The following is a 25,888-nucleotide window of genomic DNA, read 5'->3' on the forward strand; positions in this document are numbered from 1 at the left end:
CCGAGAGTCAGTTGTTGTTGCTGCCTTTGTTGTCGACGCGGTAGCCGAAGCTGAACCCCACGCCCTGGAACAGCACCACGTCGGCCAGTTGCCGGGCCAGATCGCCGGCACTCGCCAGTTTGGTCTTCGGCACGAAAAGCATGTCGTCCGGTTGCAGGTAGGCGATCTGCGAGGCGTCGCCGGCCAGCGCCTTCTCGACGTCGTAATGCACGGCCTGCACCTGATTGCCGTTGCGCCGCATGATCACCACTGAATCCAGCCGCGCCTTGACGTTGGTACCACGGGCCAGGGTCAGCGCTTCAAGTACCGAGACTGGCCGCCGGATCGGGTAGGAACCGGGCTGGCCGACTTCACCCAGCACGTAGATCTCGTTGCCGGCGGTGGACTTGAGCAGCACATCCACGGTCATCCTTCCCGGCAGTTGCGCATAGCGTTTGTTGAGGAAGGTTTCCAGTTGATTGACGGTCATGCCTTGCAGCGGCACGGCGCCGATTTCCGGGAAGCTCGCGTAGCCGTCAGTGCCCACGGTGATCTCGCGGCTCATGCCGGTGGCGGGGTGGTTGAGGGCGCTTTTCAGGTTTTGCTCGTTGGTCAGCGGACTGATGATCTGCACGGTCAGCTGATTGCGATTGGGCTGGAACAACTGTTTGCGCTGGTAGGCGCGCTGGATTTCTTCGCGAGCCTCGTCACTGGTCAACCCGACGATCTTCACCGAGGTGTTGGCGCCCGGCAGGTTGATAGTGCCGTCCGGCAATACCAACTGGTTGCCGTTGAGCTGGCTGGCGGCGGTGAAGTTCAGGCCGATCTGGTCACCGGCCTGCACGCGGTAAGCGTCCGAGCCGCTGGTGCTGATGTGGAAGATCACGTCCAGCACATCCTGCGGGCGCAGGGTCTGTTCGACCTTGGGCATGTCGGTGGCCTGGGCGTTGGCCGGGGTGGCGGTGAGGATATTCACCGGCATGGTCTGGGTTTCGGAGTTGCTGGAGCAACCTGCAAGCGGCAGCATCAGCAGAACCAGTATCTTGGCGTTCATTGCGTCATCCCTCGCGTTGCTTACAGGTTTTTGTACAGCCATTTGGGCATGTAGTACTTGCGCCGGTTGAACACGCTGCCGACCACTTTCGCCCCGGCCTGGGTCAAGCGCTGCACGGCTGCTTGCGCGACTTCCCAGCGGGTGTCTTCGGCGCGGACCACGAACACCACGCCGTCGACCTGAGTGCTGATGACCAGCGTGTCGGCGGCTGAATACACCGCGTCGCCGTCGATCACCACAAAGCGGTACTGAGCGCCCAGTTGATCGAGCAACGGGCTCAGGCGCTCGGCGGTCAGGTGTTCCAGGGTGCGGATCGGCCGGCCGTTGGGCAGCACGTGGAAGGGCAGGCTTGAGACCTGCACCACGCAGTCCTGCAACAGCGGCGGGTTGTCCGGGTTGAACAGCAGGTCGCGCAGGCCGCGCTCCTTGCCCAGGTTCAGTTGCTGGGTGAGGTTGTTCGCCGACTGACTGGCATCGACGTACAGCACCAGTCCGCTGCTCATCTGTGCCAGTTGGCTGGCCATGGCCAGCGCGCTGGTGGTAGTGCCGGCGCCGGGGTTGGCGGCGGTCAGGAAAAGGATCCGCAGATCCAGGTCCAGCACGGTCGACGTCAGGTTCGACTCGCTGGGGCTGGCGATGCTCAGGCTTTTGTTGGTTGAACCGTCCATTAGCTTGCTCCGTGGCCGCTGAATACTTTGAAAGGGGTTTTCAACAGGATCTTCAAATCAAGCAACAGGCTCTGCTCGGCGATGTAGCTGAGGTCCAACTCAACGCGCTGGTCGAAGTCGATATTGCTGCGCCCGGAGATCTGCCACAGGCCGGTCATGCCGGGGTAGATCGCCAGACGGGCGAGGTGCTTGTCCTTGTAGCGGTAGGCGTTGAACGAGGTCGGACGAGGGCCGACCAGGCGCATGTCGCCGGTCACCACATTGATCAGGTTGGGCAGTTCGTCGAGGCTGGTGCGCCGAAGGAAACCGCCGATCCGGGTGATGCGCGGGTCCTGATCAATCTTGAAGTCGATCGCATCGGCACCGTGTTTATTGAGGTGGCGCAGCGACTCTTTGAGTTCTTCCGCGTTGGCGACCATGGTGCGGAATTTGTACATGCCGAACTTGCGGCCGCGATAGCCGGTGCGTTTCTGCACGAACATCACCGGGCCTTTGCTGGTGAGCTTGATGGCGAGTGCCAGACCGATCAGCAGCGGCGAAATCATCACCAGAATGACCAGCGCGCCGAAGCAGGCCACCACCCTGTTGGTGCGCGACAGCTGCCAGGGACGGCCACCCTCGCGTCCGGTTACCCAGCCTTGCCCCTGGCGGTGGATGGCCGCGTCGAGGCGCATTCGATGTTCCGGATCCATGCGTTTGTCACGAACCAAATGTTGGATCGGTACACCTTTTTCATGTCCAGTCATGGAGTCCTCCGCTGGTGTTCAGCCGCGAACGGCGCGTGGGCGACAGGCAGTCGGGTAATAATCGCGGTACCAGGCGATGAAACGCCCGAGGCCTTCATCCAGCTCTATCCGGGGCTGGAACCCGGTGGCCTGGGCCAGATCGTCGGTGTCGGCACAGGTGTTGAGCACGTCGCCCGGTTGCAGGGGCAGCAGCTCGACAATGGCTTTTTGGCCGAGGTGTTTTTCCATCAGGGCCAGGTAGGTTTTCAGCTCCACCGGATGGTGGCCGCCGATGTTGAACAAGCACCACGGCGCCATGCTGCTGCCCGCATCGGGGTGCTCGCGATCCCATTCTGGATGGGTATGCGGCGGATGGACCGTGAGGCGGGCAATGCTTTCGACGATGTCGTCGATGTAGGTGAAATCGCGCTGGTGCAGGCCGTAGTTGAACAGCTTCAACGGCAGGCCTTCGGTGATGGCCCGGGCGAACTGGATCGGCGACATGTCCGGCCGCCCCCAGGGCCCGTACACCGTGAAAAAGCGCAGCCCGGTGCAGGGAATGCCGAACAGATAGCTGTAGCTGTGGGCCATCAGTTCGTTGGCTTTTTTGGTCGCGGCGTACAGCGACAGCGGGTGATTGACGTCGTCATGCACCGTGTACGGCGTGTGCTGGTTGGCGCCGTATACCGAGCTCGACGAGGCATAGATCAAGTGTTCAACCGGGTGATGCCGGCAGCACTCCAGAATGTTCAGGAAGCCACTGAGGTTGCTGTCCATGTAGGCCCGTGGATTTTCCAGCGAGTAACGCACCCCGGCCTGCGCCGCGAGGTGGATCACCACTTGCGGGCACTCGCGGACATACAGCGCATCGACGGCGGCGGCGTCGGCCAGATCGACTCTGGCAATCTGGAAATCGCCGACCTGACCGCGTACCCAGCGCACACGATCATGCTTGAGCTGCGGGTCGTAATAGGCGTTGAAATTGTCCAGGCCGACGACCTGATGCCCGTCGCGCATCAGCCGCAGCACGCAATGAGCGCCAATGAACCCGGCCGCACCGGTGACGAGGATTTTCATGACCGCAGCCCGTCAGGCGCGATATGCCGCAGGCCGATGCCGCTGTAGTGCAGGCCGGCGGCTGCCACTTGTTCAGGGTTGTAGAGGTTGCGACCGTCGATGATGACTTTCGAGCGCAGCTTGCTGGCCAGCAGCTCGAAATCCACCACGCGGAAATTCTTCCACTCGGTGCAGATCACCAGTGCGTCGGCATCCTCCAGGGTGTCGTCGCGGGTGGCGCACAGGTGCAGGTCATCGCGGTAGCCGTAAATGCGCCGGCATTCGGACATGGCCTCGGGATCGTAGGCCTGCACACTGGCGCCTTCGGCCCACAGGGCATCCATCAGATAACGGCTGGGGGCTTCGCGCATGTCATCGGTGTTCGGCTTGAAGGCCAGGCCCCAGATGGCGATGGACTTGCCAGCCAGGCCTTGCGGGAACCGCGCCTTCAGCTTGCTGAACAGGATGTGCCGCTGGGTGTCGTTGACGTCGGTGACACTGCGCAGCAATTTCAGCGGCATGCCGTTGAGCTCGGCAGTGTGCAACAGGGCGCGCAGATCCTTGGGAAAGCACGAACCACCGAAGCCGCAGCCGGGGTAGATGAAGTGATAGCCGATGCGCGGGTCGGAGCCGATGCCCTTGCGCACGGCTTCGATGTCGGCGCCCAGCAGTTCGGTGAGGTTGGCCAGTTCGTTCATGAAGCTGATGCGAGTGGCGAGCATCGCGTTGGCCGCGTACTTGGTCAGCTCGGCGCTGCGGTTGTCCATGAACATCAGTTTTTCGTGGTTGCGGCAGAACGGTGCATACAGCTCGCTCAACTGCTCCCGGGCGTCAGGGTCCAGGGTGCCGACAATGATCCGGTCCGGACGCATGCAGTCGGCGAGGGCGCTGCCTTCTTTGAGGAATTCGGGGTTGGACACGATTCGCACGTTCAGGCCGCTTTTGCCGCGCCGGTGCAATTCGTTGTTGGCGGTGTCGAGTACCTGATCCGCCGTGCCGACCGGCACCGTGGATTTGATGATCAGGGTGCGATCGGCCTCCATGAAGCTTGCGATTTGCCGTGCCACGCTGAGCACATGGCTGAGGTCGGCGGAACCGTCCTCGTCAGCCGGCGTACCCACGGCGATGAAGATCAGTTCGGCGTGTTCAACGGCATCGCTGGCCTGGGTGGTAAACAGCAAGCGCCCGGCCTTGATGTTTTCTTCCAAAGTTGCCGACAGTCCCGGTTCACTGATCGGCGGAACTGCCTGTTGCAGTTGTTTAATCTTGTTCGGGTCAATATCGACGCACAACACTCGATGTCCGACATCGGCGAGTGCCGCAGCTTGAATCAGGCCAACATAGCCCGTACCAAATACGCTCACGTCCATATTGGCGTGCCTCGTAAGACGGTGGAAAGAAGATCGAATTGGAACTGTCAAAAGGGGTATAGCGCAGGGTGGGGAAAGCGTGTCAGCAAAATGACATGTTGCATGTGTATAACACCCCCGTTTTTGGGGGCGATTGGCCATCAAGTACTTGCTGTATCTGGATTTGTCCCGTCCTTGACATGCTTTTCACATTTCAAAGAAAACGATAAACGGTCGTAGGCCACAAAATACAAGGCCTGTAACGACTTGGGTGTGTCAGTTTTGAGTCAATGTTTTTTTGACGCTTTTGGCAAAAGTCGGACAATTCTTGCGCTTTGATGGCCCGCTGCTAGTGTCAGAAAATGACCGACAAGCGATTGACCATGCCCCGTCGCAAGCGTCCCGGAATCGCCATGTTTCGATATTTGAAAGAACTGCTTTTAATTATTTATCTACTGCTTTATTCCGATTATTACCTTGAACGTTTAAACGCCATGGGTATCGGTCCGGCAGTACTACTTTTTGGCGCGATGTTTTTGGCGCTGACGTTCGCATTATTGCTAACGGCCTATATAAGGCAGACTTTCATTCGGCACTTGTTCGCATTGGCGATGTTTATTTCGGCGGTGTTCTTTGATGTCTATACCCGGGTCACTGCCGATTACCTGACGTACAGCAGTTTTGTCTCACTGGTTTATTCGGGCGGCTTCATCCAGGAAGCGGCGTACCAGTACCGGGACGCGATCGCCCACGGGGTGCTCAACGGTCTTTTGCTGTTGATCGGCATCGGCCTGCGGCCGCGTCATTCGATTCCGGTTCCCAATGCACTGAGAGTCGCGGCGCCGGTGCTGGGGGTGTTGCTGCTCAGCGCCGTACTGTTCGTGCGGGCCGGGGAAGGGGCGCGGGGCTTGCCGATCATGTACACGCCGCTGGCCTACCTCAACCTGTTTGGCTACGAGGCGCTGCACAACACTGTCGGCCCCCGTGAGCCAGTGACCCTGACGCGCAACGGCCCGGCGGTGAGTCACGACATCGTGCTGATCATCGACGAAAGCATTTCCGGCAATTACCTGGACATCAACGCGCCGTTTGGCGTGCACAGCAACCTCAAGCAAGCGCATCCGGGTGTCGAGATCTTCAACTACGGCTACGCGGCGTCCATCGCCAATTGCAGCGCCGACACCAACGTCACCCTGCGCTACGGCGGCACTCGCGCCGATTACATGCGCATCAACACCACGCTGCCGTCGATCTGGCAGTACGCGAAAAAAGCCGGCCTGCGCACGGTCTACATCGATGCCCAGCGTACCGGCGGCAATCTGCAGAACCTGATGACCGACACCGAGAAAAAGGACATCGACGAGTTCGTGCAATTTGACCAGACCAGCGTCCGCGATCGCGACATGGCCGCCGCTGCCAAGCTGATCGAACTGCTCAACGACGACAAACCGGAGCTGGTGGTGATCAACAAGGTCGGCGCGCATTTCCCGGTGCACGACAAATACCCGGACGCCTTCATGGCCTACCGCCCGACGTTGCCGCGAGGGCAGTTCACCGAAGTCGCCGACACCGGCAAGCGCGACGGTTTCAACGGCCAGCCGGATGACTGGGTGCTGTACCGTAACGCCTACAAGAACACCTTGTTGTGGAATGTCGGCGAATTTTTCTCGCGGGTGTTTGCCCAGGCCAATCTGAACAACGCACTGCTGATCTACACCTCGGACCACGGCCAGGACCTGCACGAGCGCGGTAACCCGGGGCTCAACACCCATTGCGGTGGCGACCCGGTGGAAGAGGAGGGGCTGGTGCCGCTGGTGCTGATTCAGGGCGATCAGTTGCACTCCCTCGACTGGTCGGCACAACTGGCGGCCAACAAGGATCGCTCCAGTCACTACAACATCTTTCCGACCCTGCTGCAGTTGATGGGCTACGACCTGGCGGGGATCGAATCGGTCTACGGCAAACCGCTGAGCGTGCCGACAGCGGACGATTTCACCTTCAACTACCGCTTCAATGCGCGGTTGGGGGCCAGGCCCGAGTGGAAACATATCGACCTGAACAGCATCGTCACGCCGGGTGAGTCGCCCACCAGCATTGCAGCAGGACAGTAACCCTGCGCCATCCGCTATCCGCTATCCTTGCCCCACACGGTTCGATCGGATGGCGGCATGCTGCAGGTTCAAAACGTCTTCAAGAGCTATCTCACCCCTCAAGGCCCGTTGCCCGTGTTGCAAGGCATCGACCTGACACTCAAACCGGGAAGCAGTCTGGCGCTGATGGGCGAGTCGGGCAGCGGCAAAAGCACGCTGCTGCACCTGATTGCCGGTCTGGATAAAGTCGACAGCGGCAGCATCCGCAGCGGCGAACATCGACTCGACGAAATGAGCGAAGCGCAACTGGCCCACTGGCGCCGCACGGAAATCGGTCTGGTGTTCCAGCAGTACAACCTGATCGGCAGCCTGCGCATCGAAGACAACCTGGCGTTTCAGGCACGACTCGCCGGACGCCATGATCCGCGCTGGCAGAACCATCTGGTGCAGCGTCTGGGCCTGGAGGATCTGCTCAAGCGTTATCCCGAACAACTCTCTGGTGGCCAGCAGCAACGGGTCGCGCTCGGCCGGGCGTTGGCATCGCGGCCCAAGTTGTTGCTGGCCGACGAACCCACCGGCAGCCTCGACGAGTCAACCAGTGACGAGGTGCTGCGGCTGTTGCTGGAACTGCTCGAGAACACGCCGACCACCTTGCTGATGGTCACTCACAGTCAGCGCGTGGCCGCGCGACTGGCGGAGCGGGTGGTGTTGTCCAGCGGTCGACTGACGTGAGGGTTTTCCGGCTGGCCCTGATCGCCTTGCTCAGTCACTGGCGGCGACATCCGGTGCAGTTTTTCAGCGTGCTCACCGGGTTATGGCTGGCCACCAGTCTGTTGACCGGCGTCGAAGCGCTCAACAGCCAGGCGCGGGACAGTTACGCGCGAGCCAGCCGGATGATCGGCGGCGAACCCCAAGCCAGCCTGAGTGCGCCAGGTGGCGCGACGTTTTCGCAGCAGTGGTTTGTCGATCTGCGCCGTCAGGGCTGGCCGGTTTCGCCGGTTTTGCAGGGCCGTTTGATCCTCAAGGACCATGAATCTCAACGCCTGCAATTGATGGGTATCGAGCCGGTGTCGCTGCCGGCCGATAGTGCTGTGGCGGGGCAGGCGATGCCGATCGAGCGCATCGTCGAGTTCTTCAGCCCGCCGGGCAGCACCTGGATTTCCCCCGACACCTTGCAAACGTTGAACCTGTCAGAAGGTGACACACCGCAAACCGGAACCGGTCAGACGTTGCCACCGTTACTGGCGCAGAAGGACATGGCTCCCGGTGTCTTGCTGGTGGACGTCGGTGTTGCTCAACGTGTGCTCGAACAACCCGGTCAACTGTCGCGGCTGACGTTGCCCAACGATTTTCACGCCGACGTACCGGCCGCGTTCAAGGGCCGGTTGCAGCTCAAGAGCAGCGGCGAAGAAAGCAATCTGGCGCGGCTGACCGAGAGTTTTCATCTCAATCTCGATGCACTTGGTTTTCTCTCGTTTGTCGTCGGCCTGTTCATCGTGCATGCGGCTATCGGTCTGGCGCTGGAACAGCGTCGTGGGCTGTTGCGTACGTTGCGCGCCTGCGGTGTCAGTGCGCGAATGCTGATTGCTTGTCTGATCGTCGAACTCGGTGCGCTGGCGTTGATCGGCGGACTGTTTGGTGTCGTCAGCGGCTACTGGCTGGCCAGTGTGCTGCTACCGGATGTCGCCGCCAGCCTGCGCGGGTTGTACGGCGCGGAGGTGGCGGGGCAGTTGCGCCTGAGTTCGTGGTGGTGGTTCAGCGGCATTGGCTTGAGTCTGCTCGGCGCGTTGCTGGCCGGGGCCAACAGCCTGTTGCGAGCGGCGCGGCTGCCGTTGTTGGCGGTGGCCGATCCGCAAGCCTGGCATGAACAGCATGCGCGCTGGTTGCGCCGACAGGGCTGGGTGGCCGGGGTGTTTGCGGCGATTGCTTTGATTGCGCTGGTGTCGGGTAACAGTCTGGCCAGTGGTTTCGTGTTGATGGCGGGGTTGTTGCTCGGGGCCGCGTTGGCGCTGCCGGTGGTGCTCAGTGCGCTGTTGAACGGCTTGCTCGGGCGCAGTCGTTCGGTGCTGGGGCAGTGGTTTCTCGCCGACTGCCGACAGCAATTGCCGGCGCTGAGTCTGGCGCTGATGGCGTTGCTGCTGGCGCTGGCGGCGAACATCGGCGCCGGCAGCATGACCACCGGTTTCCGCCAGACCTTCAACGACTGGCTCGAACAACGGCTCACTGCCGAGCTCTATCTGAACCCGAGCAATCCGGCTCAGGCGCGCGAGCTGTACAGCTGGCTCAAACAACAGCCGAGTGTCACGGCGATCCTGCCCAACTGGCAGGTTTCGGTGACGCTGCAAGGCTGGCCGACGGAAGTGTTCGGCATCATCGACCATCCGCACTATCGTCAGCACTGGCCGCTGCTCGAAGCCCGGGGCAACGACCCATGGGCTTTGCTGGCCACCGATGACGCGGTGATGCTCAGCGAACAACTCGCGCGCCGGCTCAAGGTGCGGCCGGGCGATCACCTGACGATTCCGACGCCGGGCCTGTCGTGGTCGCCGCGCATCGTCGGGATCTACGCCGACTACGGCAATCCCAAGGGCCATGTGCTGGTCAACAGCAATCACCTGTTGCGCAGTTGGCCGCAACTGACACCGAACCGGTTCAACCTGCGGATCGAACCGGCAAAGATCCCGGCACTGCTCAGTGCCTTGCAGGCACGCTTCCAGCTCGACGACAGCCGCATCGTCGATCAGGCGCGGCTCAAGGGCTGGTCGGTGCAGGTTTTTGAGCGGACCTTTGCCGCGACGGCCGCGCTCAACAGCCTGACGCTGGCGGTCGCCGGTGTGGCGTTGTTCATCAGCCTGCTGACCCAGAGCCAGAGCCGTCTCGGCCAACTCGCGCCGTTGTGGGCCTTGGGGGTGACGCGACGGCAATTGATGCTGCTCAACCTCGGTCAGACCTGGTTGCTGGCGGTACTGACGCTGGTGTTGGCATTGCCATTGGGCATCGGGCTGGCGTGGTGTCTGGATGCGGTGATCAACGTGCAGGCCTTTGGCTGGCGCCTGCCGTTGCGGGTGTTTCCGTTGCAGTTGCTGCAACTGACCGGGCTGGCGCTGCTGGCGACGCTACTGGCCTCGGCGTGGCCGCTGTATTCGTTGTACCGCACGCAGCCGGCGGACTTGTTGAGGACGTTTGCCCATGAGGATTAACTTCGCTGCGGTGTGCCTGGCGCTGTTGCTCACTGGCTGCGACAACCCGGCACCGGAACAGAAAGGTTTTGCCGGGATGGGCGCTCAGGCGCAGGCCTTCACGCCGGTGGTGCCGGGGCGGGTGTTCAGTTTCCCGGCGGATCACGGCGCCCATGACGGTTTTCGCATCGAATGGTGGTATGTCACGGCCAATCTCAAGGATGCTCAGGGCAATGATTTCGGCGTTCAGTGGACGTTGTTTCGCAGCGCCCTGAACGCCTTGCCGGAACAACCGGGGTGGGCCAATCAAACGATCTGGCTCGGTCATGCGGCGGTGACCTCGGCCAGCGTCCATCACGCCGCCGAGCGTTATGCCCGGGGTGGTGTCGGCCAGGCCGGGGTGCGTGCCGCGCCGTTCGAGGCGTGGATCGATGACTGGCGTTTCGTCAGTCAGGCGAGTGATCCGCTGGGCGACATGCAGCTCAGCGCAAAGGACAAAAACTTCAGCTATCAGTTGAGGCTGACTTCCAGCCGTCCGCTGGTGCTGCAAGGTGATCACGGTTTCAGTCAGAAATCCGAACAGGGACAGGCGTCGTATTACTACAGCCAGCCGTTTTTTCAGGCCAGCGGCACCCTGCAGATCGACGGCCAGACCTACACCGTCAACGGCCCGGCCTGGCTCGACCGCGAATGGAGCAGCCAACCGCTGACCGCCAACCAGACCGGTTGGGACTGGTTCTCCCTGCATCTGGATGGCGGCGAACACGTCATGCTCTACCGCATGCGCCAGAAGCAAGGGGCGCCGTACCTCACCGGCACGTGGATTGGCGCCGATGGCCAGACCGAAACCCTGCACGCCGAGCAGATCAAGCTGACCCCGCAGGGCACTGCGAAAGTGGCCGGCCGTTCGATGCCGGTGCGCTGGTCGATCGACATTGCGCAAAAAAACCTGCAAATCACCCTCGATGCGATCAACCCCGATGCCTGGATGAACCTGCGCATTCCGTATTGGGAAGGGCCGGTGCGCTTGAGCGGCAATCGGGGCGGGCAGGGCTATCTGGAGATGACCGGGTACTGATTGACCCGGTTCGGGGAGCAACGGCCGATCAGCGTCTATGCTCCTTGGCACGCGCGGTGCCGAGACCGATTCGGCGCCGGGTGCTGTCATCCATCACAGGGAAAGTACCGCTTATGAAGCTCAAAGCACTGACGCACGCCATTGCACTCGCCGCCGCCCTTTCTGCTGCCAGCCTTTCGGCGATGGCCAACGATATCCCGCTGTCGGCCACGGTCGAGGCCGACCGGGTAACCACCAAAGTGCTGGCGGTTGACCCGGCCAATCATCAGGTTGTTCTTGAGGGTGCGGAAGGTCGCCAGGTACATATCCAGCTCAGCGACAAGGCCAAAAACCTCGGAAATCTGAAGGTGGGGGATCTGGTCAAGATCGAGGTGACTCGTTCGGTCGCCGCTTATCTGGACACCGATGTGGATAAAGGTCTGCCAGGTTCCACCGAGCGCACCGGTGAACTGCGCAATGCCGTGGGCAGCAGCAACCCGGGGGGCGAGGCTTTCCGCCAGGTTCAGGTGCAACTGAAAATCACCAAAATTGATTTGGCGACAAACCAGGTCACCCTGGAAAATCCTTCAGGCCAGTCGAAAACCCTCAACGTCGAGAAGCCTGAGATTCAGGCCAAACTGAAAGATTTGAAAGTCGGGCAGAGTGTGGTGGTCACATACACCGATGTATTAAAAGTGACCAGTCAGCATGAAAGTTGAGTATTGACTCTACATAACGGCTGTTCTTGTACAAGTAATTGTATGAGAGCAGTCATATAAAGTGTTCAAGGTGATGAATTCAGAAAGTTTGTCGGGAAATATCGACGAATATTTTCTTTAACTTTTCAGTACATAAATTTCATGTTGAAGCAGGACGACATATCCGCCAATTTCCATTAAAATCCTTCGCGTTCGCCCAGTGTCAGGGCTCTTTACCGGTGCATGGATTGCCAGGCCATTACACTGGGCGAACACCTCCTCGGAGTGGAGGCCAAAGAATTCAGATGCAAAAAGGGCGACTGTGAAGTCGCCCTTTTTTTATTGTCTTACGATTTGGCGGGTCGCATGCCTTGTTGTAACTGAAGGCGCTTGAGCGTTTCCTGGTACATGGTGGTACGGCGGTGTCGCGTGCCATATCCACCGATAGCAGCCACGGTGCCGGCCTGGATGTGATCCAGGTAGCGGAAGATCGTTCGCGGCGAGAGGCATTTGATGCCGTAGCCAAGGTTGCTTAAACGATCCTGCAGCGTGTATCCCGGGACCCGGTCATCCATCGAAAAATGCAGCCCGTGAGCCTTGATCAACTGAGCGTTCCACAAGGTGCAGAAGCTTTTCAGGTGAGTTTCCCGGTAGGGTTTTGGATCTCTGGAGGGCAACCCAAAATGCTGTTTTGCCCTGCGGAAATAGTGTTTGAAGTAACGTGAAGACAAACGCCAGGTGTCTCTAAGGACGCCGCGATCTAATTGCTCGACGCAACCGACCGCCGCTGTATCCAAAGATTGCATGCACTCATTCATCATCATCGAAAAGACAGTACTGTCAAAAACGAAAGTGTCGGTGTGCAGCAAAAACAGGTAATCGGTTTCAACTTTCGCAAGTGCCAGATCAAGTGCCTTGCCATGAGCAATATGCCCCGCTTCCTTGCCGGGTGAAGGGCGCTCGATCAAGTTGATCCAGTCCAGGGACCGCAAGTAGATCAGGCTTTCATCGGCGGAATCGTTGTCCACCACCCACACCGGAATTTGATGCTCCTTGACGTATTGCTCGAGAAACTCCAGGCACATCCGGGTTATTTCCGGCGTCTTGTAATTGACCAATACAAGACTGAAGGCGGGCAGTTGTTTTGAGGTGGAATCGATCGCACTCATGGTCTGGGCTCACTTCAAGTTGAAGGGTTCTGCTGACGGCAATCAGCCCACAGAACCGCTGCTTTGTGGCCCGGATGGTAGGGACGCAACCTTAGTTCAAGCTTAATTTTCGAGCGTCCGGACCGGGCGACTTGTTACGGCTTGCGACACCGGCGAGGCGCTTGGCGATCAAGCGCGGTTCCACGGTAAGATGCGCCGCCATTTCAAGTTCAAGGAAGACAACGGCCCGCGCCGTTCGCCACGGATGAAACCACTTTCCCTCTACCACCCGGCCCTTTACTGGCTGCGCGTGTGGCAAAAAAGACTGTTTCGCCACATCGCCTGGCACTGCTCGAGCAAACGCTACGCACGGCCGGCCACGACGTCCGAGCGCTTGCCGTATCGCTACCTCAAACACACCTCAAAACTGATCCGCAAACTCGGCGACTCGGACCTGGCGCTGCAACACAACAAAGTCATCAACCTCAAACTCGCCGTCGCTGCCATCGACGGCGTCACCATCGCCCCCGGCGAATATTTCTCCTTCTGCCGCCTCGTAGGCCGCCCGACCCGCCAACGCGGCTACGTCGAAGGCATGGAACTGTCCTTCGGCCAGGCCCGCACCGGCATCGGCGGCGGCATCTGCCAACTCAGCAACCTCATCCACTGGATGGCCATTCACTCACCCCTGGTCGTCATCGAACGCGCCAACCACAGCTTCGACCCCTTCCCGGACGACGGCCGCGTCCTGCCATTCGGCTCCGGCGCAGCGATCTTCTACAACTACATCGACCTGGTACTGCACAACCCGACGGATCGCAGCTTTCAGCTGAAGCTGAGGGTGGGGGAGACGCAACTGGAGGGGGAATTGTTGTGTGATCGGGAGCGGGCTTATCGGTATCACGTGTTCGAGGTGGGGCATCGGTTTGTGCGGGAGGGGGAGCGGGTGTATCGGGAGAATGAGATTTGGCGGGAGGTGAGGGAGAAGGGGCAGGTGGGGGTGTTGGTGGAGAGGGAGCGGTTGTATGGGAATCGGGTGGTGGTTAAGTATGAGGTGTTGGACGCGTTGATCGATACGAAGTAATCATGGTTCTGGAATTACTATTCTTCTGCATCCATGAGTTTTCTGTATTTGGAAAATATAGCGATGGCTTGTCTGTCGCCATTAATCAGGTTTTCATAAAAATTAATATCTGAAGCTCACTCAGCGAATACTAACTTGCTTTCTGGCTTTGATTTTAAGGCGAGAAAGCAAAGTTTCCAATAGCACGAAAGTTTTCTGTCGATGACTTCGAAAAAGTCAGCTGCGACAGGAATGGGATATTCATCATGGGTTTCTGAGCATATTTAGTACAAAGGGCAGTTGTCCCGGAATGCTATTCCGTAGACAATGTATTCTTTTCCTATTTGCAGGTCTAATTCGCCATCAGGAAGTGATATGTGTTTTTTTAATCTTGATACGGTTTCTGGATTTGGTGCTTGATTGAGGTTATTGAATATACATACGACCTTCATTTGATGGAATCTCCAAGCTCTGAGGTATGTGGTGGGATTGTCTTCAAGAACATAATGTATGAAAGAGGTTGAAAAGGGAGCAGATTTATTTTCTTCAGCGAAAAAAATTTTGGTTTGTTATGCTTCAAGCATAAAATCTTCGATTTTTTTAATAAATTCCATCTTGTTTTTTGTTTTGAATTCCCCTAGGAATGTCTCGGAGTTTTTTAAAGGGTTCCCTTTGTTGTCGTACTTGATTGTTAGGAATTCAATTACAAACTCTCCCGATGGATCTCCTTCTGGTTCAACTCTGGAGTCAAAGCAGTGTCCCGTAGTTTGTCGTGCACCACCTAGTAAAACTGAGCTACTAAACCAATCTGCAGTTTCGGGGGTGAGATCAACCTCGTAAAGGTTGTTGATTGTGATTGTCCATCCGCTGGGTACTCGGAGGGGTTGGAGTTCGTATTTAAGTTTTCTTCTCATATTGTTTGGTATTTTTCATGTGTTTTTGAACTTGATCTGGAGATGCCGGAAATCCGTGTGTTACATATTGAAAGGGGGGCGGACGTATTTTGTCCGAAGAAAAATAAATCTGTCCCCTTCTTGTCCCCTTCTTGTCCCCTTCTTTGGTCCCCCTTTGGTCCAAACCCCACCATGTTTTTCTAAGGATTGTCTTCTGGAAGCTCATTTTTGTTCTTCAAGTTAACTGGGAAGGGCGCGGATTCATTTTTCAAAGAAAATAAGTCTGCCCCCGTTTTGATATTTATTCGTCCCCTTTGGTTTTTTGGTTATTCTGGGGCGTTCAAGTAAGCGGATGGGCCGCAAAGTAGCGGATGTTTAGTAGTGAATTCAATTAATGAATTTTCACTGGATGCAATTACTCTGAATTTTTGTTCGTTGGATGTGATTTTGATTGTCATTTTTTCATGGGTGGGAATGTTTTTTATTAAAAGGTCTTCGATGTTGCTGCAATTTAAACCTATGCGGCAGGTGTTAAATCCAGACTGCTTCCATTTGGCTGGCGGTGCATCTGGGTAATCTGGAATATCAAACTCCATTATTATAACTGGTCTACTGTTGTCAATATTTATGGAGAACAGTTCTATCTCCCCGATTGGGATGGGTGAGGTGAATACCTTGTTAAAAAAATTGCTTCCGTCTAATTCGTTCCAGGAATTCATTTTTTTTCCTTGAAATAATAGTGATCTCTTGCACCAGGAACCTTGCCTGTTCTCGTATTTTCAATTGGCCTGAGATTGAAGTGTGCTGTTTGGTCACCTTTATTTCCCGGCTCATTATACTGATGCCCTGCTGAGTGATCTTGGATGACTACTTTGGAGCCATCAGCACGTGTGAATTGATATTCTCTAGTAAGAACTGGTTTCCCATCACTGTTTAAGATGCTCTCTCCAGACTTGTCCGTCATTAATGAAAAGGGGACTGAAAAGGGGACAGATTTATTTTCTTTAGCGAAAAATAAATCTGTCCCCTTTAGTTCTTTAGTTTTGTCCCCTTTAGTTTTGCCTTTAGTTTTGAGAAAGATTTTTATTTTGCCTGTTGGTTTTGAAATGTTGTGAAAATCATGCGGGGTGAAAATGAGACGGAGTGGAAAGGGAATAGATTTATTTTTTTCAATGGTAATAAATCTGCTCCCTTTATTTTGTATCCGCTTTAATTTGTTTGGATTATGTTTTTTGGGAGGTGCGTTATTTGTTAGGTTTTTTGCTGGTGTGTACGCAGTCGTGGTCATCCATGTATGTCAAGGTTTTAAAATTTTTTCCTATTATCCAGAATGGGAAGCCAGTCGTTTCGAATAGTAACGCTTTGAGATCAGTAGAAGACTCTAGTTTCCAAGCGTGAGTTTTGTCGTCGTGAACTATTAGAGTGGGATATTCAAGGTCGTCAATTGTGTCAACTTTTTTCCAGAATTCAGGATCATGCTTTTTTTCGGTGTGTATCAAAAAATATGGATCCAGATTCTTGGAGGGAGAGGAGAAGAATGCGATCGTTAAATCTCTGATTAGGTTGGCAAGTTCAATTTCGTTTAGTTTTTTATTTGCTATGTTCTGCTCTTCTAAGACAGAGTCGATTTCTTTTTCTAGGTAGTTCATTGCGGGTCTCCAATTCTCGCGCGTGATACAGGCACTGATTCTAATAAGATATGTCCTCTAACTGCGCCACCAGTACCGCGTTTCCCCGGTGTTTGGTATCCAACATGGGGGTCTGCAGGGCCGTCAGTGGAAGTGCGTTGAAAGGGGACAGATTTATTTTCATCAGCAAAAAATAAATCTGTCCCCTTTGACTCTTTGACTTTCATACTGATAGCTGTTCAACCCACCAGCAAGCTTGATCGGATCCGGAGTCAGAAAACGCCCAGTCCCCTTTGGCTTGTCCCCTTTGGCTTCTTAAACAAAAAATGAATCTGCTCCCCGTTGTGATCGCGTGGTAATTATTTATTGTAAATTCGATAGCCAGCGTCAAAGTTGCTAATTGTATGAGTGTTGCTATATGTGGGGTCGAATAGGCCTGTGAGAGGTGGTTGAGTAGGTTTTTCTCTTGAATTTAGTTTTTCTAAAGATTTTTGAAGCTCGGGGTAGCTTTCTATGTAGGTGTGGTCTGATGAGTTAAATTCAAGTGTTATAGTGCTGGGTGAAATGAATGCGAAGTTAATTAAAAGCTCCGGGTTCGAAAAGAGTCTTCCGCTGATGTCGTAGATCTTGTCTCCGGTGTTCAATTTTTGGCCGTAGCGTTCGTGGGTCAAATATCCGTGGTCTTGGTTTAATAGTCGTAATAATTTTTCGTAGCCTTTTATTGACTCAAAGGAAATACTGGCTCGTCTTATTACAAGGAAGCCGTCTTCGGTCATGTTCTCCAAAAAGTTTGAGCTCTGCCTGTTGATCGAGGCGATGACGGGCTTGTCGATTAAGTTAAGTACGAAGTTTGATAGATTAAGGTGAAATTTTTCCCGAGGGTTTTCGATGGGGGGGATGCTGATATAGCTTATGATCCCGCCTGCGTTATCGGAGTCGATCGCGCCAAAGCACTCTGTGATATCAATTGAAAAAATCATTTTGCTCTCTCGATAATGAACCGATCAAGTGATTTGGACCCGATCTGCTCGCCTTCAATGGTCTTGAACCCCGTTGGGTCAACTTTTGTTTGTGAAACGATTTTAAGCCCAAGCTCTTCAATTCTTTTGAGTGATTTTTTTATATATTTGTTGGCGTAAGCACTGCCGGTGATGGTTATCTGTCCATTTTCAGATAGCACTCTTAGGATCTCCGGATTTAAAGGGTCAAAGCCATAGGGGTTATCCATGTTGATGTAGCTCTGCGAACCAGATTTTATGCCTGACAAATCTGTCGCATTACCTGCATGTACTCCGGGCGTTTTGGGATCAATGTCAATGTTGTAATAACCTTCAATTGGATTTGAACCCGCACCAATATTAAGAGACCCATCAGCATTCGCTGGTTTGTCTAAGTATCTACCTAGATTATCTGGACACTGTTGGAGCCCCAGAGGATCAACCCAGCCAGTAGGATTTGTTACGTACTGGTAGTTATTCAACCCACCCGCAAGCTTAATCGGATCCGGAGTCAGAAAACGTCCAGTACCCGGATTGTAGTAGCGATGACGGTTGTAGTGTAGGCCCGTCTCGGCATCAAAATACTGACCTTGGAACCGCAAAGGGTTGTCGATTTCGCTGACATCCAGCGCAGCGAGGTTGCCGTATGCACGGTACTTCGCGGACCACATGATCTCGCCACTGTAGTCGGTGAGTTCCTGCGGTGTGCCCAGATGATCGAGTTGATAGTAGAACGGCGTCGCCTTAAGCGGGCCTTCGCCGTCGAGCATCGCCAGCGGGCGGAAGCTGCCGGGTTCGTAGATATAGGTGCGATAACGGGTTTCACCGCTTTCGGCGATCAGGCGTTCGCCTTGCCACAAGAATTCGGTGGTCTGGCCATCGACAGTTTTCTCGATGCGACGACCGAAGGCGTCGTACTTATAGGATGCAGTGCTACCGCCCGGCAGGCTGACACCGACCAGACGATGCTGGCAGTCGTAGCGGTATTCGGTGACGAGCTTCTGTCCGGTGCCGCGACGTTCGCGGATCAGGTTGCCATAGGCGTCGTAGTCGTAGTGGCGGTCGCCTTGCATCAGCAGACGGTTGCCTTTGACGTTGGCGAAGTTGGCTGTGCCTTCGTTGTTCTGGCCGAGCAGGTTGCCGGCCGGATCGTGGGCGAAGGTTTCAGGTGTCGCGCCACGTACGCTGGTCAAGCGGTCCAGCGGGTCGTAGTGGAAGCTGCGGTTGCCTTTTCGGCTGTCGTCGATGCCGGCGAGGTTGCCGTTTGCGTCGTAGTTATAGCGACGCTGGAACAGGTTTTTCTCGCGTTGGCTGACGCTGTGCGCTTGCAGGCGACCTTGTTCGTCGTACTGGTACTGGCTGAGCAGCAGGCCTTGCTGGCGCTGCTGCTCGCGACCGGCATTGAATTGGTGGCTGGTCAGGCGTGAGCCGTTGAGGTCGATGCTGCTCAGACGTCCGCCTGACAAATGGCGGTAGTCGAGTGTGCTGCCGTCGGGGAGGCGGCAGTGACTCAGTTGCCCGACGCTGTCGTATTCGTAACGTGTGGTGCCCCAGCCCTGATGCTCGGTGATCAGGCGATCCTGCACGTCATATTCGTAGGCAAGCGGCCAGTGACCGTCGTCGACATTCACCAGACGGCCCAGAGCGTCGTAGCTGTAGTGAATCTCTTCGCCATCGGCGAGGGTTTTCACCAGCAGTCGACCGGCAGCATCGCGCTGATATTCGGTGACCAATTCGCTGCCGTCGTCGCCGAATTCGGTTTTCTTCAGCAACTGGCCGTTGAGGTCGTATTCGTACGCGGTACGGCGGCCGTCGAAACCGGTTTCCTGCTGGATCAGGCCGTTGGCGTAGTAGTCGAGCTTGTAATGCTCGCCGCGTTCGTTTTCGATTTCAGTGAGCAGTAGGCCCGCGTTGTCGTAGCGATAGCGCAACTGGCTGCCGTCGGGATTGATGCGGCGGCTGACCAGATGCAGGTTGTCGGCGTATTCGTAGCGGGTGATGCGGCCGAGCTCATCGCGTTCGGCGGTGACGCGTCCGTAGGGATTGTAGGTGAAAGCCCGGGTGGCACCGCCGGGGAGGGTGATCTGGGTCAGGCGATCGACGGCGTCCCATTGGTAATGGGTAATGGCGCCGAATTCGTCCTGCCGGGTGATCTGGCGTCCGAGTGCGTCATAGCGATACTTGCGCTGACCACCGTCCGGAAGGCGCTCCTCCAGTAATTGGCCGAGGTTGTTCCAGCCCAGTTGATGGCGGCTGCCATCAGGATGGTGAATTTCCAGCAAGCGGCCCTGGCGGTCGTAGCTGTAGCGGGTTTCGTTGCCCTGTGGGTCTATTTGCTGGGTGATGTCGCCTTGTTGATTGCGGTCGTACTGCCAACGGGCCTTGCCACGTTTGACTTCAATCAGTTGACCATCGAAATAGTTGTAGTGGGTCGGTTCTTCTTCCGGCGGGATGACAGCCATCAATCGTCCGGCATCGCTGTATTGATACTCGGTGATGGCCCCCATTGGATCTTTTACAGCAACAAGACGCCCCTCAGCGTCATAGGCGTTTTGCGTTTCAGCACCATCGGCAGCGGTTTCACTGATCAGACGTGCATTTTCGTCATGCACGTAAACCTGTTCACTGCCATCGGCGTTGTGAACCGTTACCGTGCCCTTGTCATCCCACTCGTAGCGAGCTTCCAGTTGGGAGTAGTTGGCCCAATGACGTACGCAGCGGGAGAGCTTGCCTTCACGTTCCCATTCCCAGAAGAAACTGGCGCCACCGGCCAGTTGCCGCTCAAGAATGACGTGCTGATCGTTATAGCGGTAATGCTCGGTTTCGCCTGCAGCGTTGGAGGCCGAGACCAATTGATTGCGAGCGTTGTAGCGATAGGTGACGAGGGTCTGAATGGTCAGCCACGGATCCTGGCGCTCACCACGCTCGTCATACTCGGAACGCTGTTGTTGCTGATCCACGGCAACGATATGGCGATCGTCGTAGCGCAACAGCAACGCGCGGCCAGCACCGTTATCGATGCGCTGGATCCGCCCCACCAGGTCATAGCTGATATGCACCTGATTTCCGTACGAGTCACTGACCGTCGTCAGGCGGTCTGCGCGGAAATGATAAAAGCGTGGTTTTGCCCCTGCTTGGGTGAGGATCAGTTCACCAGGCGCGCTGCCCAGATAAATCGCCGCCTGAGCCAGACTGTTGGTGATGGCTGGCCGTTGTTCGGTCGGCATCGGGAAGCGGGTCTGACGGTTTTCGTTATCAGTCCACAACACGCCTTCATCGTTGATTTGCAGGCGATGGGACAGGGAGTGGCTCCAGCCATGGCCGAGACGCCCGTCGATTTCGACCGCGCTGCTGCGGTAGAGACGTGTCCATTCAACGGGTAGCAGCCCACCCAATATGCCGTCTGTGAGTGTCAGCAATTCCTCGCCGGTCACCATCGATACCGGTTCACCGTTAGTGCAGGTCTTATCGGCGCACTGAGCAGGTTGATCCGCCGGGTTTTTGGACTGGTCGGGCGCGTTGTCTACTTTTTCCTGTTGTTGGGCGCGGGTACTGTTTTCCTTCTTGCCGCGTGCATGAATCTGCGCATCCGTCTCTACAGCACCTCCGGAAACGGGTGGTTTTTTCTTGGGTGGTGTGGCGGTCTCTGCGGGTTTTGGAGGCGCAATTTCTACGCTTGCCTTTCGCGCCTGATTCAGTGGCGAATTGCCGTTGAGCATTAACGGTTTCGCCGTATCGGCGTGCGCCGTCGCATTCTTCTTGCTGATCTTCATCAGCATCGACGTGAAGTCTTCAATCAGTGTCATGACCTTGCCGCTGTTCCTTGCAGCATTAAGGCCCTTGGTGCCAATACGGACGGCCAAACCGATCCCGCCCGTCAAAACAATACCGATCAGGATGTTCAGCAGTACTTCCGTAGTCAGTTCTGCCAGCACTTCAGTGCAGGTCTGCGGAGGCAGCATCTTGACCCACGCGACGATCGCCGCGACGTAGATCCACATGAGTGGTTCGTCACTGGCGATCAGCAGTGCTGTTTGGATGGCTTCTTTCGAAGCGTTATAGATCTTCTTTATCTGTTCTTCGGTGAAGAACTTTTTGAGCTTCTCGTAGTTTTCCCGAGGGTGCGCAACCAGGTCGTAGAGGCTCTTGATGTCCCCCCACAGCCCCATGATTGCCTTGAGGAATCCCTTCCAGGCCGATTCCAGCTGTTGTAATGCCCGTCCACCCATGGATGCATTGGTATGTGCTTGCCAGAGTGGCAGAAAATCGGTGGTCCACTCTGTTTGCAGCCAGCCGCTCAGGTCCCCGATTACGCCTTGATAGGAGTTGAACAGGCTATCGATCTGAGCCTTGGTGGGATTCGGGAAAAAAGTGATTTCATATTGCTGATGCGGTTTGAGGCCTGTGACCTCCAGAATGCCGCTTGGGCCGATTTTGACGTTGATCGCTTGACCGACTTCGTTCTTGCCATAGAGCTTGCCATCCTCCACCGGCACCAGTCGCACCGGCGTATTGCCGATAGGGACAAAACGCGCTGATTCAAAACTGTGAACCAGCTTCAGTTTGCCGTTGGCAGGGCAGTTGGCATAAAGGGTATTTTCCTTTTTGCTGTCCTTGTCCGCTGTACCGACTTCGTCACCGACCTTGAACTGCTGCTCAGCGTCCAGAATGCCGCCGTACCAGGCTTCGGCATGCTCGCGATAATCCTTCAGACACTTCTTGAAGTCGCTGATGATGGCCTGAGCGTCAGGTTGTTTTGCATTGAGATTGGCAACAATCTCACCCATCAAAATGCTCATACAGCCACCTCACTTTCCAGATGGGCCTTCAGCAGGCCGGTAAAATTTTCTTCCGTGAGTGGCGTGCGTTTTACGAAGCGCGCCACTTTCTTTTGCAGGTTCGATTCCGGAAACGAGAAGTACAGGTCGGCATGCTCTTCCTGCAGCCACTGCATCATGTTGCCGATCACGGTTGACGGATTTTCGGCCATCAAGCTGTCCAGCAGGTCTTTCGGCACCTCCCACCACGGCCAATCCCTCACCTTCGGCACCACCCTCGGCCCGACTTCCAGGCTCCGTCCATTAATCAGATACCGCTCAAACACCGGCAGCACTTCCCCAGCCGTCTCACCCAACCCTTCAAGAATCGGATGGATATGCCGCCCATCCCAGAACCGGAAAAACACCTCGGTCCCGTCCGGCATTTTCACTTGGGTCAGGCTGCGCAGGTGTTCGAAGACTTCGTTGGGTTCCGAGCGGGAGATCGCCAGCCAGCCCCAGTCGAGGGCGTCGGTTTCGGTGATCCAGGGCAGGAAGGCCGAGTTGGCCTTGAGTTCGGCGACGTAAGGCATCACCGGTTGCCAGGTGGAGTAGGGCGTCCCGCCCCAGACGGGAATGGCCTGCACGGACGGTTCACTCTGATACAAAGCCTTGAGCGCTTCGGCATCACTGGCGGCGCTGACGATCAAATACAGACGCTCATCTTTTTGCAGCGGCTGTTGTGCCAGCCAATCCTTGGGTGTCAGTCGATTAGATGGCACAAGCACCTGCCTTGCATTTTTCACACTCTTCACAAAACGGCGCATTACGCTTGAGGGTGTTGATTTGCGCCGGGGTCAGTACGGCGCCAGCCTTGTCGGCATCCGCCTGCTTCAGCACGCCCGGCATCAACGGCGCCGCCCCCGTGCCGCTTCCCGGCCCACCACCGGAGTTGATGTTGATTGCCGGCCCGCTCATGGTCACGCCGCCGCCATCGATCTTGATGAAGCTGCCACCGCCGACCAGCGTCAGTTCGGCCCCAGCCTCCAGCACCACTTTCATTCCGCTGCTCAGGTGAATTTCCTGGCCGGCGTCGATGAATTGCCCGGTGCCAATCTTGATGTGCTGGTTCACGCCCACGGTCAGGTGGTCGTTGGCCCGTGCTTCGACTTTGCGGTCTGCGTAAACGGTGTGGTGTTCTTCGGCCTTGAATTCCGTGTAGCTGTTTTTTTCCACGACGTCGTGGCGTTCGTTGCCGACGCGGATTTTCTGGTCGTGTTCGATGTTCTCGTCCCAGTCGCGTTGGGCGTGGAGGAAGATCTGTTCCTGACCTTTCTTGTCTTCGATGCGCAGTTCGTTGAAGCCACCGCCGCCCATGGAACTCAGGGTTTTGAAGGTGGTGCGGGTCTTGTTCGCCGGCAGGGCGTAGGGGACGGTGTTTTCCTTGTGGTACAGGCAGCCGCTGATCAGCGGCTGGTCGGGGTCGCCTTCGAGGAAGGTGACCAGCACTTCCATGCCGATGCGCGGGATGGCGATGCCGCCGTACTGGGCGCCGGCCCAGGCGCTGGAGACGCGCAGCCAGCAGCTGGTCTTGTCGTCGGCCTGACCGTCGCGGTCCCAGTGGAACTGGACTTTGACGCGGCCGTATTCGTCGCAGTGGATTTCTTCACCTTTCGGGCCGGTGACCACGGCGCTCTGGCTGCCGAGGATGCGCGGTTTCGGGTGGCGCAGGGGTGGGCGGTTCGGCACGTCCCACGGGGTGGCCTGGAAGCGGTTGCGGTAGCCCTGATGGAAATCGTCTTTCAGCGCGGTGGTGTCACTGGTGACCGACTCTTCCAGCACTTGCGGCTGCTTGCCTTCGTGCAGGACTTCGGTGAGCAGCCACAGGTCATTCCACTTGGGCTTAGGGTGTTCTTTCAGCGCGAGGAAATGGCCGCTGACCAACAGCGGCTGATCGCTCTTGCCTTCGGCGAGCTGGAAGTCGCTGCGGTGGCGTTCGAGGGCGCGTTTGGCCAGGTGCTTGCCGCGTTCTCGGTCGACGAAACGGCCCGGGTAATCGTAGTCCTCGAGGTCGGGCAGGGCGTCACCACGGTTTTCGCTTTCGAGGGTGATGCGCGGTTTTTCGAAGTCGTAATCGCGGCGGCTGGTGCGGCTGGTGCGGGTTTCCAGGCGCAGGTCGAAGCGCTTGATCACCGGGTCGCTGGCGACCATGCCGGAGTCCTGCTGATAGGCCACCGGCGCCAGTTTCTTAAACACCGTCTGGTCATCGCCGAACACCAGTTTGTGCGCCGTCGCGGTGTGCTGGAAGTGGTAGTGAATGCCTTCTTCTTCGCACAGGCGCTGGATGAAATGCAGATCCGATTCGTCGTACTGCACGCAGTAGATGCGCTCGGGGTAGATCGAGCCGGTCTGGAAGGTGTAGGCGTTGCCCTGAATGCCGTGTTCTTCGAGGACCTTGCCGATGATTTTCGGCACGCTGAGGTTCTGGAAGATCCGCTGGTTGATTCGGTGCGCGAGGTACGCCAGTTGCGGGCGCAGGGTCACGGAGTAGCGCGTCAGGCGCTTGCCGGAATCGCCTTGCGCGGCGCGGTAGATCAGACCGTGGATGCCGCTGCCGTCGGGCGACAGCTGCAAAAAGGCCGGTTTGTGCAGCAGGGTTTCGAGGTCCAGCGACGGCTGCTCACTGACCAGCTCCACCTCGAACACAAAAGGCTGGCTGATGGCTTCCCGGCCGGTCAGGGTAAACACCTGAAAGTCGGCGGAAAGACCTTCGATGGTCAGGGCAAAGTGGGTTTCATTGGCCGGCGCGAACATCCCTTGTTCCTCGTGCTGTACAGCGGCGTTCGTCGATGACCGCCAGGCGGATCAACGCACGCGAAATTCTGGAGGGCGTAAACAACATCGACCAGCAGAGCTGGCCGATGCTTGCAACGATCAGCCGTAATTAAACGACTGGAGCACGCCAGTCATCGGAACCCGAAGTACCGGATACTTCGTGGGTCCAGGTGATTTTGCGGTAGGTGAACTGCACTTCTTCCAGGTGGGTGAAGTGCGAGTTGCCTGGATCCTGGCAGTTGTGCATTTTGTTGTTGATGGCGACGATGATCGCGTCTTCCAGTTTGGTGGTGTAGTAGTGCTCCTGGGTACCTTGAGCCGAAGTGCGGTACCACTGGATAACGATTTCGCTCATGCGCTCGCCGGAGGTCAGAGCAGCTTGCAGCAGTGGCGAAGCCTTGTCGTAGACCTTGGTGATGATCACTGGCTTGTGAACGCGCTGACCGGTTGGCTGACCGGATTGCGGGTCACGCGGGATGATCACGTCGTGGCTGAACGCCTGAACCATGACCTGGTCTTCGTGACCTTCCTGGTAGGTGTTGCCAACGGAGTCGGCGGTGAAGGCGCCGGCAGTGATCAGGCCTTGTTTTTCGCCGGTAACCGACATGTACGCTGGTGTTGCCATGGGATGCTCTCCTTGCGGATAAAGTTAGGGTGCCCGGGAGGCGAAATCGCCCGGTGGGTGCCTGACTGTTATCAAGGAGCGTGCCA

At 56.7% G+C, this 25,888-nt stretch carries 21 protein-coding genes and 1 pseudogene; 6 read left to right on the forward strand and 16 right to left on the reverse strand.

Annotation, left to right across the window (positions count from 1 at the left end; translation table 11 throughout):
• Positions 1-7: 7 nt before the first annotated feature.
• From C6Y56_RS10365 to C6Y56_RS10385, 5 genes are read right to left on the reverse strand one after another with little or no spacing between them, the layout of a single operon-like run.
• Positions 8-1,033, reverse strand: a complete 1,026-nt coding sequence (locus tag C6Y56_RS10365; protein ID WP_169429768.1) for a polysaccharide biosynthesis/export family protein — start codon at positions 1,031-1,033, stop codon at positions 8-10.
• A gap of 20 nt (positions 1,034-1,053) precedes the next feature.
• Positions 1,054-1,701 (reverse strand): CpsD/CapB family tyrosine-protein kinase, encoded by a 648-nt coding sequence (locus C6Y56_RS10370; protein ID WP_169429769.1) that lies wholly within the window; start codon positions 1,699-1,701, stop codon positions 1,054-1,056.
• Positions 1,701-2,447, reverse strand: a complete 747-nt coding sequence (locus C6Y56_RS10375; protein ID WP_169429770.1) for a sugar transferase — start codon at positions 2,445-2,447, stop codon at positions 1,701-1,703. Before C6Y56_RS10375 ends, C6Y56_RS10370 begins: the two co-directional genes overlap by 1 nt.
• An 18-nt stretch (positions 2,448-2,465) precedes the next feature.
• Complete coding sequence (locus C6Y56_RS10380) at positions 2,466-3,503, reverse strand: NAD-dependent epimerase/dehydratase family protein (protein ID WP_169429771.1); 1,038 nt, start codon at positions 3,501-3,503, stop codon at positions 2,466-2,468.
• Positions 3,500-4,852, reverse strand: coding sequence for a UDP-glucose dehydrogenase family protein (locus C6Y56_RS10385; protein WP_169429772.1), 1,353 nt, complete (start codon positions 4,850-4,852; stop codon positions 3,500-3,502). Before C6Y56_RS10385 ends, C6Y56_RS10380 begins: the two co-directional genes overlap by 4 nt.
• A 392-nt stretch (positions 4,853-5,244) precedes the next feature.
• Between C6Y56_RS10385 and C6Y56_RS10390 the strand changes: the two genes are divergently transcribed.
• From C6Y56_RS10390 to C6Y56_RS10410, 5 genes are all read left to right on the forward strand, one after another.
• Positions 5,245-6,942: a sulfatase-like hydrolase/transferase gene (locus tag C6Y56_RS10390; protein ID WP_169429773.1), complete on the forward strand. Its 1,698-nt coding sequence runs from the start codon at positions 5,245-5,247 to the stop codon at positions 6,940-6,942.
• Between the two features lie 57 nt (positions 6,943-6,999).
• Positions 7,000-7,653 carry an ABC transporter ATP-binding protein gene (locus C6Y56_RS10395; protein WP_169429774.1) on the forward strand — a complete coding sequence of 218 codons (654 nt, stop codon included), beginning with the start codon at positions 7,000-7,002 and terminating at the stop codon, positions 7,651-7,653.
• Entirely contained in the window at positions 7,650-10,121 is a 2,472-nt protein-coding gene (locus C6Y56_RS10400) for an ABC transporter permease (protein WP_169429775.1), read from the forward strand. Before C6Y56_RS10395 ends, C6Y56_RS10400 begins: the two co-directional genes overlap by 4 nt.
• The gene (locus tag C6Y56_RS10405) at positions 10,111-11,178 is read left to right on the forward strand and encodes a lipocalin-like domain-containing protein (protein WP_169429776.1); all 1,068 of its coding nucleotides are present in this window, start codon (positions 10,111-10,113) and stop codon (positions 11,176-11,178) included. Before C6Y56_RS10400 ends, C6Y56_RS10405 begins: the two co-directional genes overlap by 11 nt.
• Positions 11,179-11,291: 113 nt before the next feature.
• Positions 11,292-11,876 carry a hypothetical protein gene (locus C6Y56_RS10410; RefSeq protein ID WP_169432617.1) on the forward strand — a complete coding sequence of 195 codons (585 nt, stop codon included), beginning with the start codon at positions 11,292-11,294 and terminating at the stop codon, positions 11,874-11,876.
• A 326-nt stretch (positions 11,877-12,202) separates the two neighbouring features.
• Here the strand turns inward: C6Y56_RS10410 and C6Y56_RS10415 are convergent, their stop codons facing one another.
• Entirely contained in the window at positions 12,203-13,024 is an 822-nt protein-coding gene (locus C6Y56_RS10415) for a glycosyltransferase family 2 protein (RefSeq protein ID WP_169429777.1), read from the reverse strand.
• 244 nt (positions 13,025-13,268) lie between these two features.
• Between C6Y56_RS10415 and C6Y56_RS10420 the strand changes: the two genes are divergently transcribed.
• The gene (locus tag C6Y56_RS10420; protein ID WP_169432618.1) at positions 13,269-14,087 is read left to right on the forward strand and encodes a VanW family protein; all 819 of its coding nucleotides are present in this window, start codon (positions 13,269-13,271) and stop codon (positions 14,085-14,087) included.
• 1,198 nt (positions 14,088-15,285) lie between these two features.
• Here the strand turns inward: C6Y56_RS10420 and C6Y56_RS10425 are convergent.
• The 10 genes and pseudogenes from C6Y56_RS10425 to C6Y56_RS10465 form a co-directional block, all read right to left on the reverse strand.
• On the reverse strand, positions 15,286-15,678 hold the full coding sequence (locus C6Y56_RS10425) for an Imm50 family immunity protein (protein WP_102686526.1): 393 nt from the start codon (positions 15,676-15,678) through the stop codon (positions 15,286-15,288).
• Positions 15,675-16,247, reverse strand: a complete 573-nt coding sequence (locus C6Y56_RS29135) for an HNH/endonuclease VII fold putative polymorphic toxin (protein WP_169429778.1) — start codon at positions 16,245-16,247, stop codon at positions 15,675-15,677. The genes C6Y56_RS10425 and C6Y56_RS29135 overlap by 4 nt, the downstream gene beginning before the upstream one ends.
• On the reverse strand, positions 16,204-16,608 hold the full coding sequence (locus tag C6Y56_RS10435) for a hypothetical protein (protein WP_169429779.1): 405 nt from the start codon (positions 16,606-16,608) through the stop codon (positions 16,204-16,206). Before C6Y56_RS10435 ends, C6Y56_RS29135 begins: the two co-directional genes overlap by 44 nt.
• The gene (locus C6Y56_RS29530) at positions 16,605-16,814 is read right to left on the reverse strand and encodes a polymorphic toxin type 47 domain-containing protein (protein ID WP_207866210.1); all 210 of its coding nucleotides are present in this window, start codon (positions 16,812-16,814) and stop codon (positions 16,605-16,607) included. The genes C6Y56_RS10435 and C6Y56_RS29530 overlap by 4 nt, the downstream gene beginning before the upstream one ends.
• Positions 16,813-16,878 (reverse strand): annotated as a pseudogene (locus C6Y56_RS29535) (RHS repeat-associated core domain-containing protein); the annotation flags it as partial. The gene C6Y56_RS29530 and the pseudogene C6Y56_RS29535, both read right to left, overlap by 2 nt.
• Before the next feature lie 68 nt (positions 16,879-16,946).
• Positions 16,947-17,567, reverse strand: coding sequence for a hypothetical protein (locus C6Y56_RS10445; RefSeq protein WP_169429780.1), 621 nt, complete (start codon positions 17,565-17,567; stop codon positions 16,947-16,949).
• The gene (locus C6Y56_RS10450; protein WP_249314390.1) at positions 17,564-22,384 is read right to left on the reverse strand and encodes an RHS repeat-associated core domain-containing protein; all 4,821 of its coding nucleotides are present in this window, start codon (positions 22,382-22,384) and stop codon (positions 17,564-17,566) included. Before C6Y56_RS10450 ends, C6Y56_RS10445 begins: the two co-directional genes overlap by 4 nt.
• Entirely contained in the window at positions 22,381-23,124 is a 744-nt protein-coding gene (locus C6Y56_RS10455; RefSeq protein WP_169432619.1) for a DUF4123 domain-containing protein, read from the reverse strand. Before C6Y56_RS10455 ends, C6Y56_RS10450 begins: the two co-directional genes overlap by 4 nt.
• Positions 23,114-25,156 carry a type VI secretion system tip protein TssI/VgrG gene (tssI, locus tag C6Y56_RS10460; protein WP_169429781.1) on the reverse strand — a complete coding sequence of 681 codons (2,043 nt, stop codon included), beginning with the start codon at positions 25,154-25,156 and terminating at the stop codon, positions 23,114-23,116. Before tssI ends, C6Y56_RS10455 begins: the two co-directional genes overlap by 11 nt.
• A gap of 130 nt (positions 25,157-25,286) precedes the next feature.
• Entirely contained in the window at positions 25,287-25,802 is a 516-nt protein-coding gene (locus C6Y56_RS10465; protein ID WP_003226246.1) for an Hcp family type VI secretion system effector, read from the reverse strand.
• Positions 25,803-25,888 lie beyond the last annotated feature (86 nt).

The organism is Pseudomonas fluorescens (genome assembly GCF_012974785.1).
Lineage (GTDB): Bacteria > Pseudomonadota > Gammaproteobacteria > Pseudomonadales > Pseudomonadaceae > Aquipseudomonas > Aquipseudomonas fluorescens_BT.

Coding starts and splice junctions, on each gene's coding strand:
- C6Y56_RS10385 (WP_169429772.1), bottom strand. CDS start 4,852: ATGGACGTGAGCGTATTTGGTACGGGCTATGTTGGCCTGATTCAAGCT.
- C6Y56_RS10365 (WP_169429768.1), bottom strand. CDS start 1,033: ATGAACGCCAAGATACTGGTTCTGCTGATGCTGCCGCTTGCAGGTTGC.
- C6Y56_RS29135 (WP_169429778.1), bottom strand. CDS start 16,247: ATGACCACGACTGCGTACACACCAGCAAAAAACCTAACAAATAACGCA.
- C6Y56_RS10445 (WP_169429780.1), bottom strand. CDS start 17,567: ATGATTTTTTCAATTGATATCACAGAGTGCTTTGGCGCGATCGACTCC.
- C6Y56_RS10370 (WP_169429769.1), bottom strand. CDS start 1,701: ATGGACGGTTCAACCAACAAAAGCCTGAGCATCGCCAGCCCCAGCGAG.
- C6Y56_RS10450 (WP_249314390.1), bottom strand. CDS start 22,384: ATGAGCATTTTGATGGGTGAGATTGTTGCCAATCTCAATGCAAAACAA.
- C6Y56_RS29530 (WP_207866210.1), bottom strand. CDS start 16,814: ATGAAAGTCAAAGAGTCAAAGGGGACAGATTTATTTTTTGCTGATGAA.
- C6Y56_RS10380 (WP_169429771.1), bottom strand. CDS start 3,503: ATGAAAATCCTCGTCACCGGTGCGGCCGGGTTCATTGGCGCTCATTGC.
- C6Y56_RS10405 (WP_169429776.1), top strand. CDS start 10,111: ATGAGGATTAACTTCGCTGCGGTGTGCCTGGCGCTGTTGCTCACTGGC.
- C6Y56_RS10410 (WP_169432617.1), top strand. CDS start 11,292: ATGAAGCTCAAAGCACTGACGCACGCCATTGCACTCGCCGCCGCCCTT.
- C6Y56_RS10435 (WP_169429779.1), bottom strand. CDS start 16,608: ATGAACTACCTAGAAAAAGAAATCGACTCTGTCTTAGAAGAGCAGAAC.
- C6Y56_RS10425 (WP_102686526.1), bottom strand. CDS start 15,678: ATGAATTCCTGGAACGAATTAGACGGAAGCAATTTTTTTAACAAGGTA.
- tssI (WP_169429781.1), bottom strand. CDS start 25,156: ATGTTCGCGCCGGCCAATGAAACCCACTTTGCCCTGACCATCGAAGGT.
- C6Y56_RS10465 (WP_003226246.1), bottom strand. CDS start 25,802: ATGGCAACACCAGCGTACATGTCGGTTACCGGCGAAAAACAAGGCCTG.
- C6Y56_RS10420 (WP_169432618.1), top strand. CDS start 13,269: ATGAAACCACTTTCCCTCTACCACCCGGCCCTTTACTGGCTGCGCGTG.
- C6Y56_RS10415 (WP_169429777.1), bottom strand. CDS start 13,024: ATGAGTGCGATCGATTCCACCTCAAAACAACTGCCCGCCTTCAGTCTT.
- C6Y56_RS10395 (WP_169429774.1), top strand. CDS start 7,000: ATGCTGCAGGTTCAAAACGTCTTCAAGAGCTATCTCACCCCTCAAGGC.
- C6Y56_RS10375 (WP_169429770.1), bottom strand. CDS start 2,447: ATGACTGGACATGAAAAAGGTGTACCGATCCAACATTTGGTTCGTGAC.
- C6Y56_RS10390 (WP_169429773.1), top strand. CDS start 5,245: ATGTTTCGATATTTGAAAGAACTGCTTTTAATTATTTATCTACTGCTT.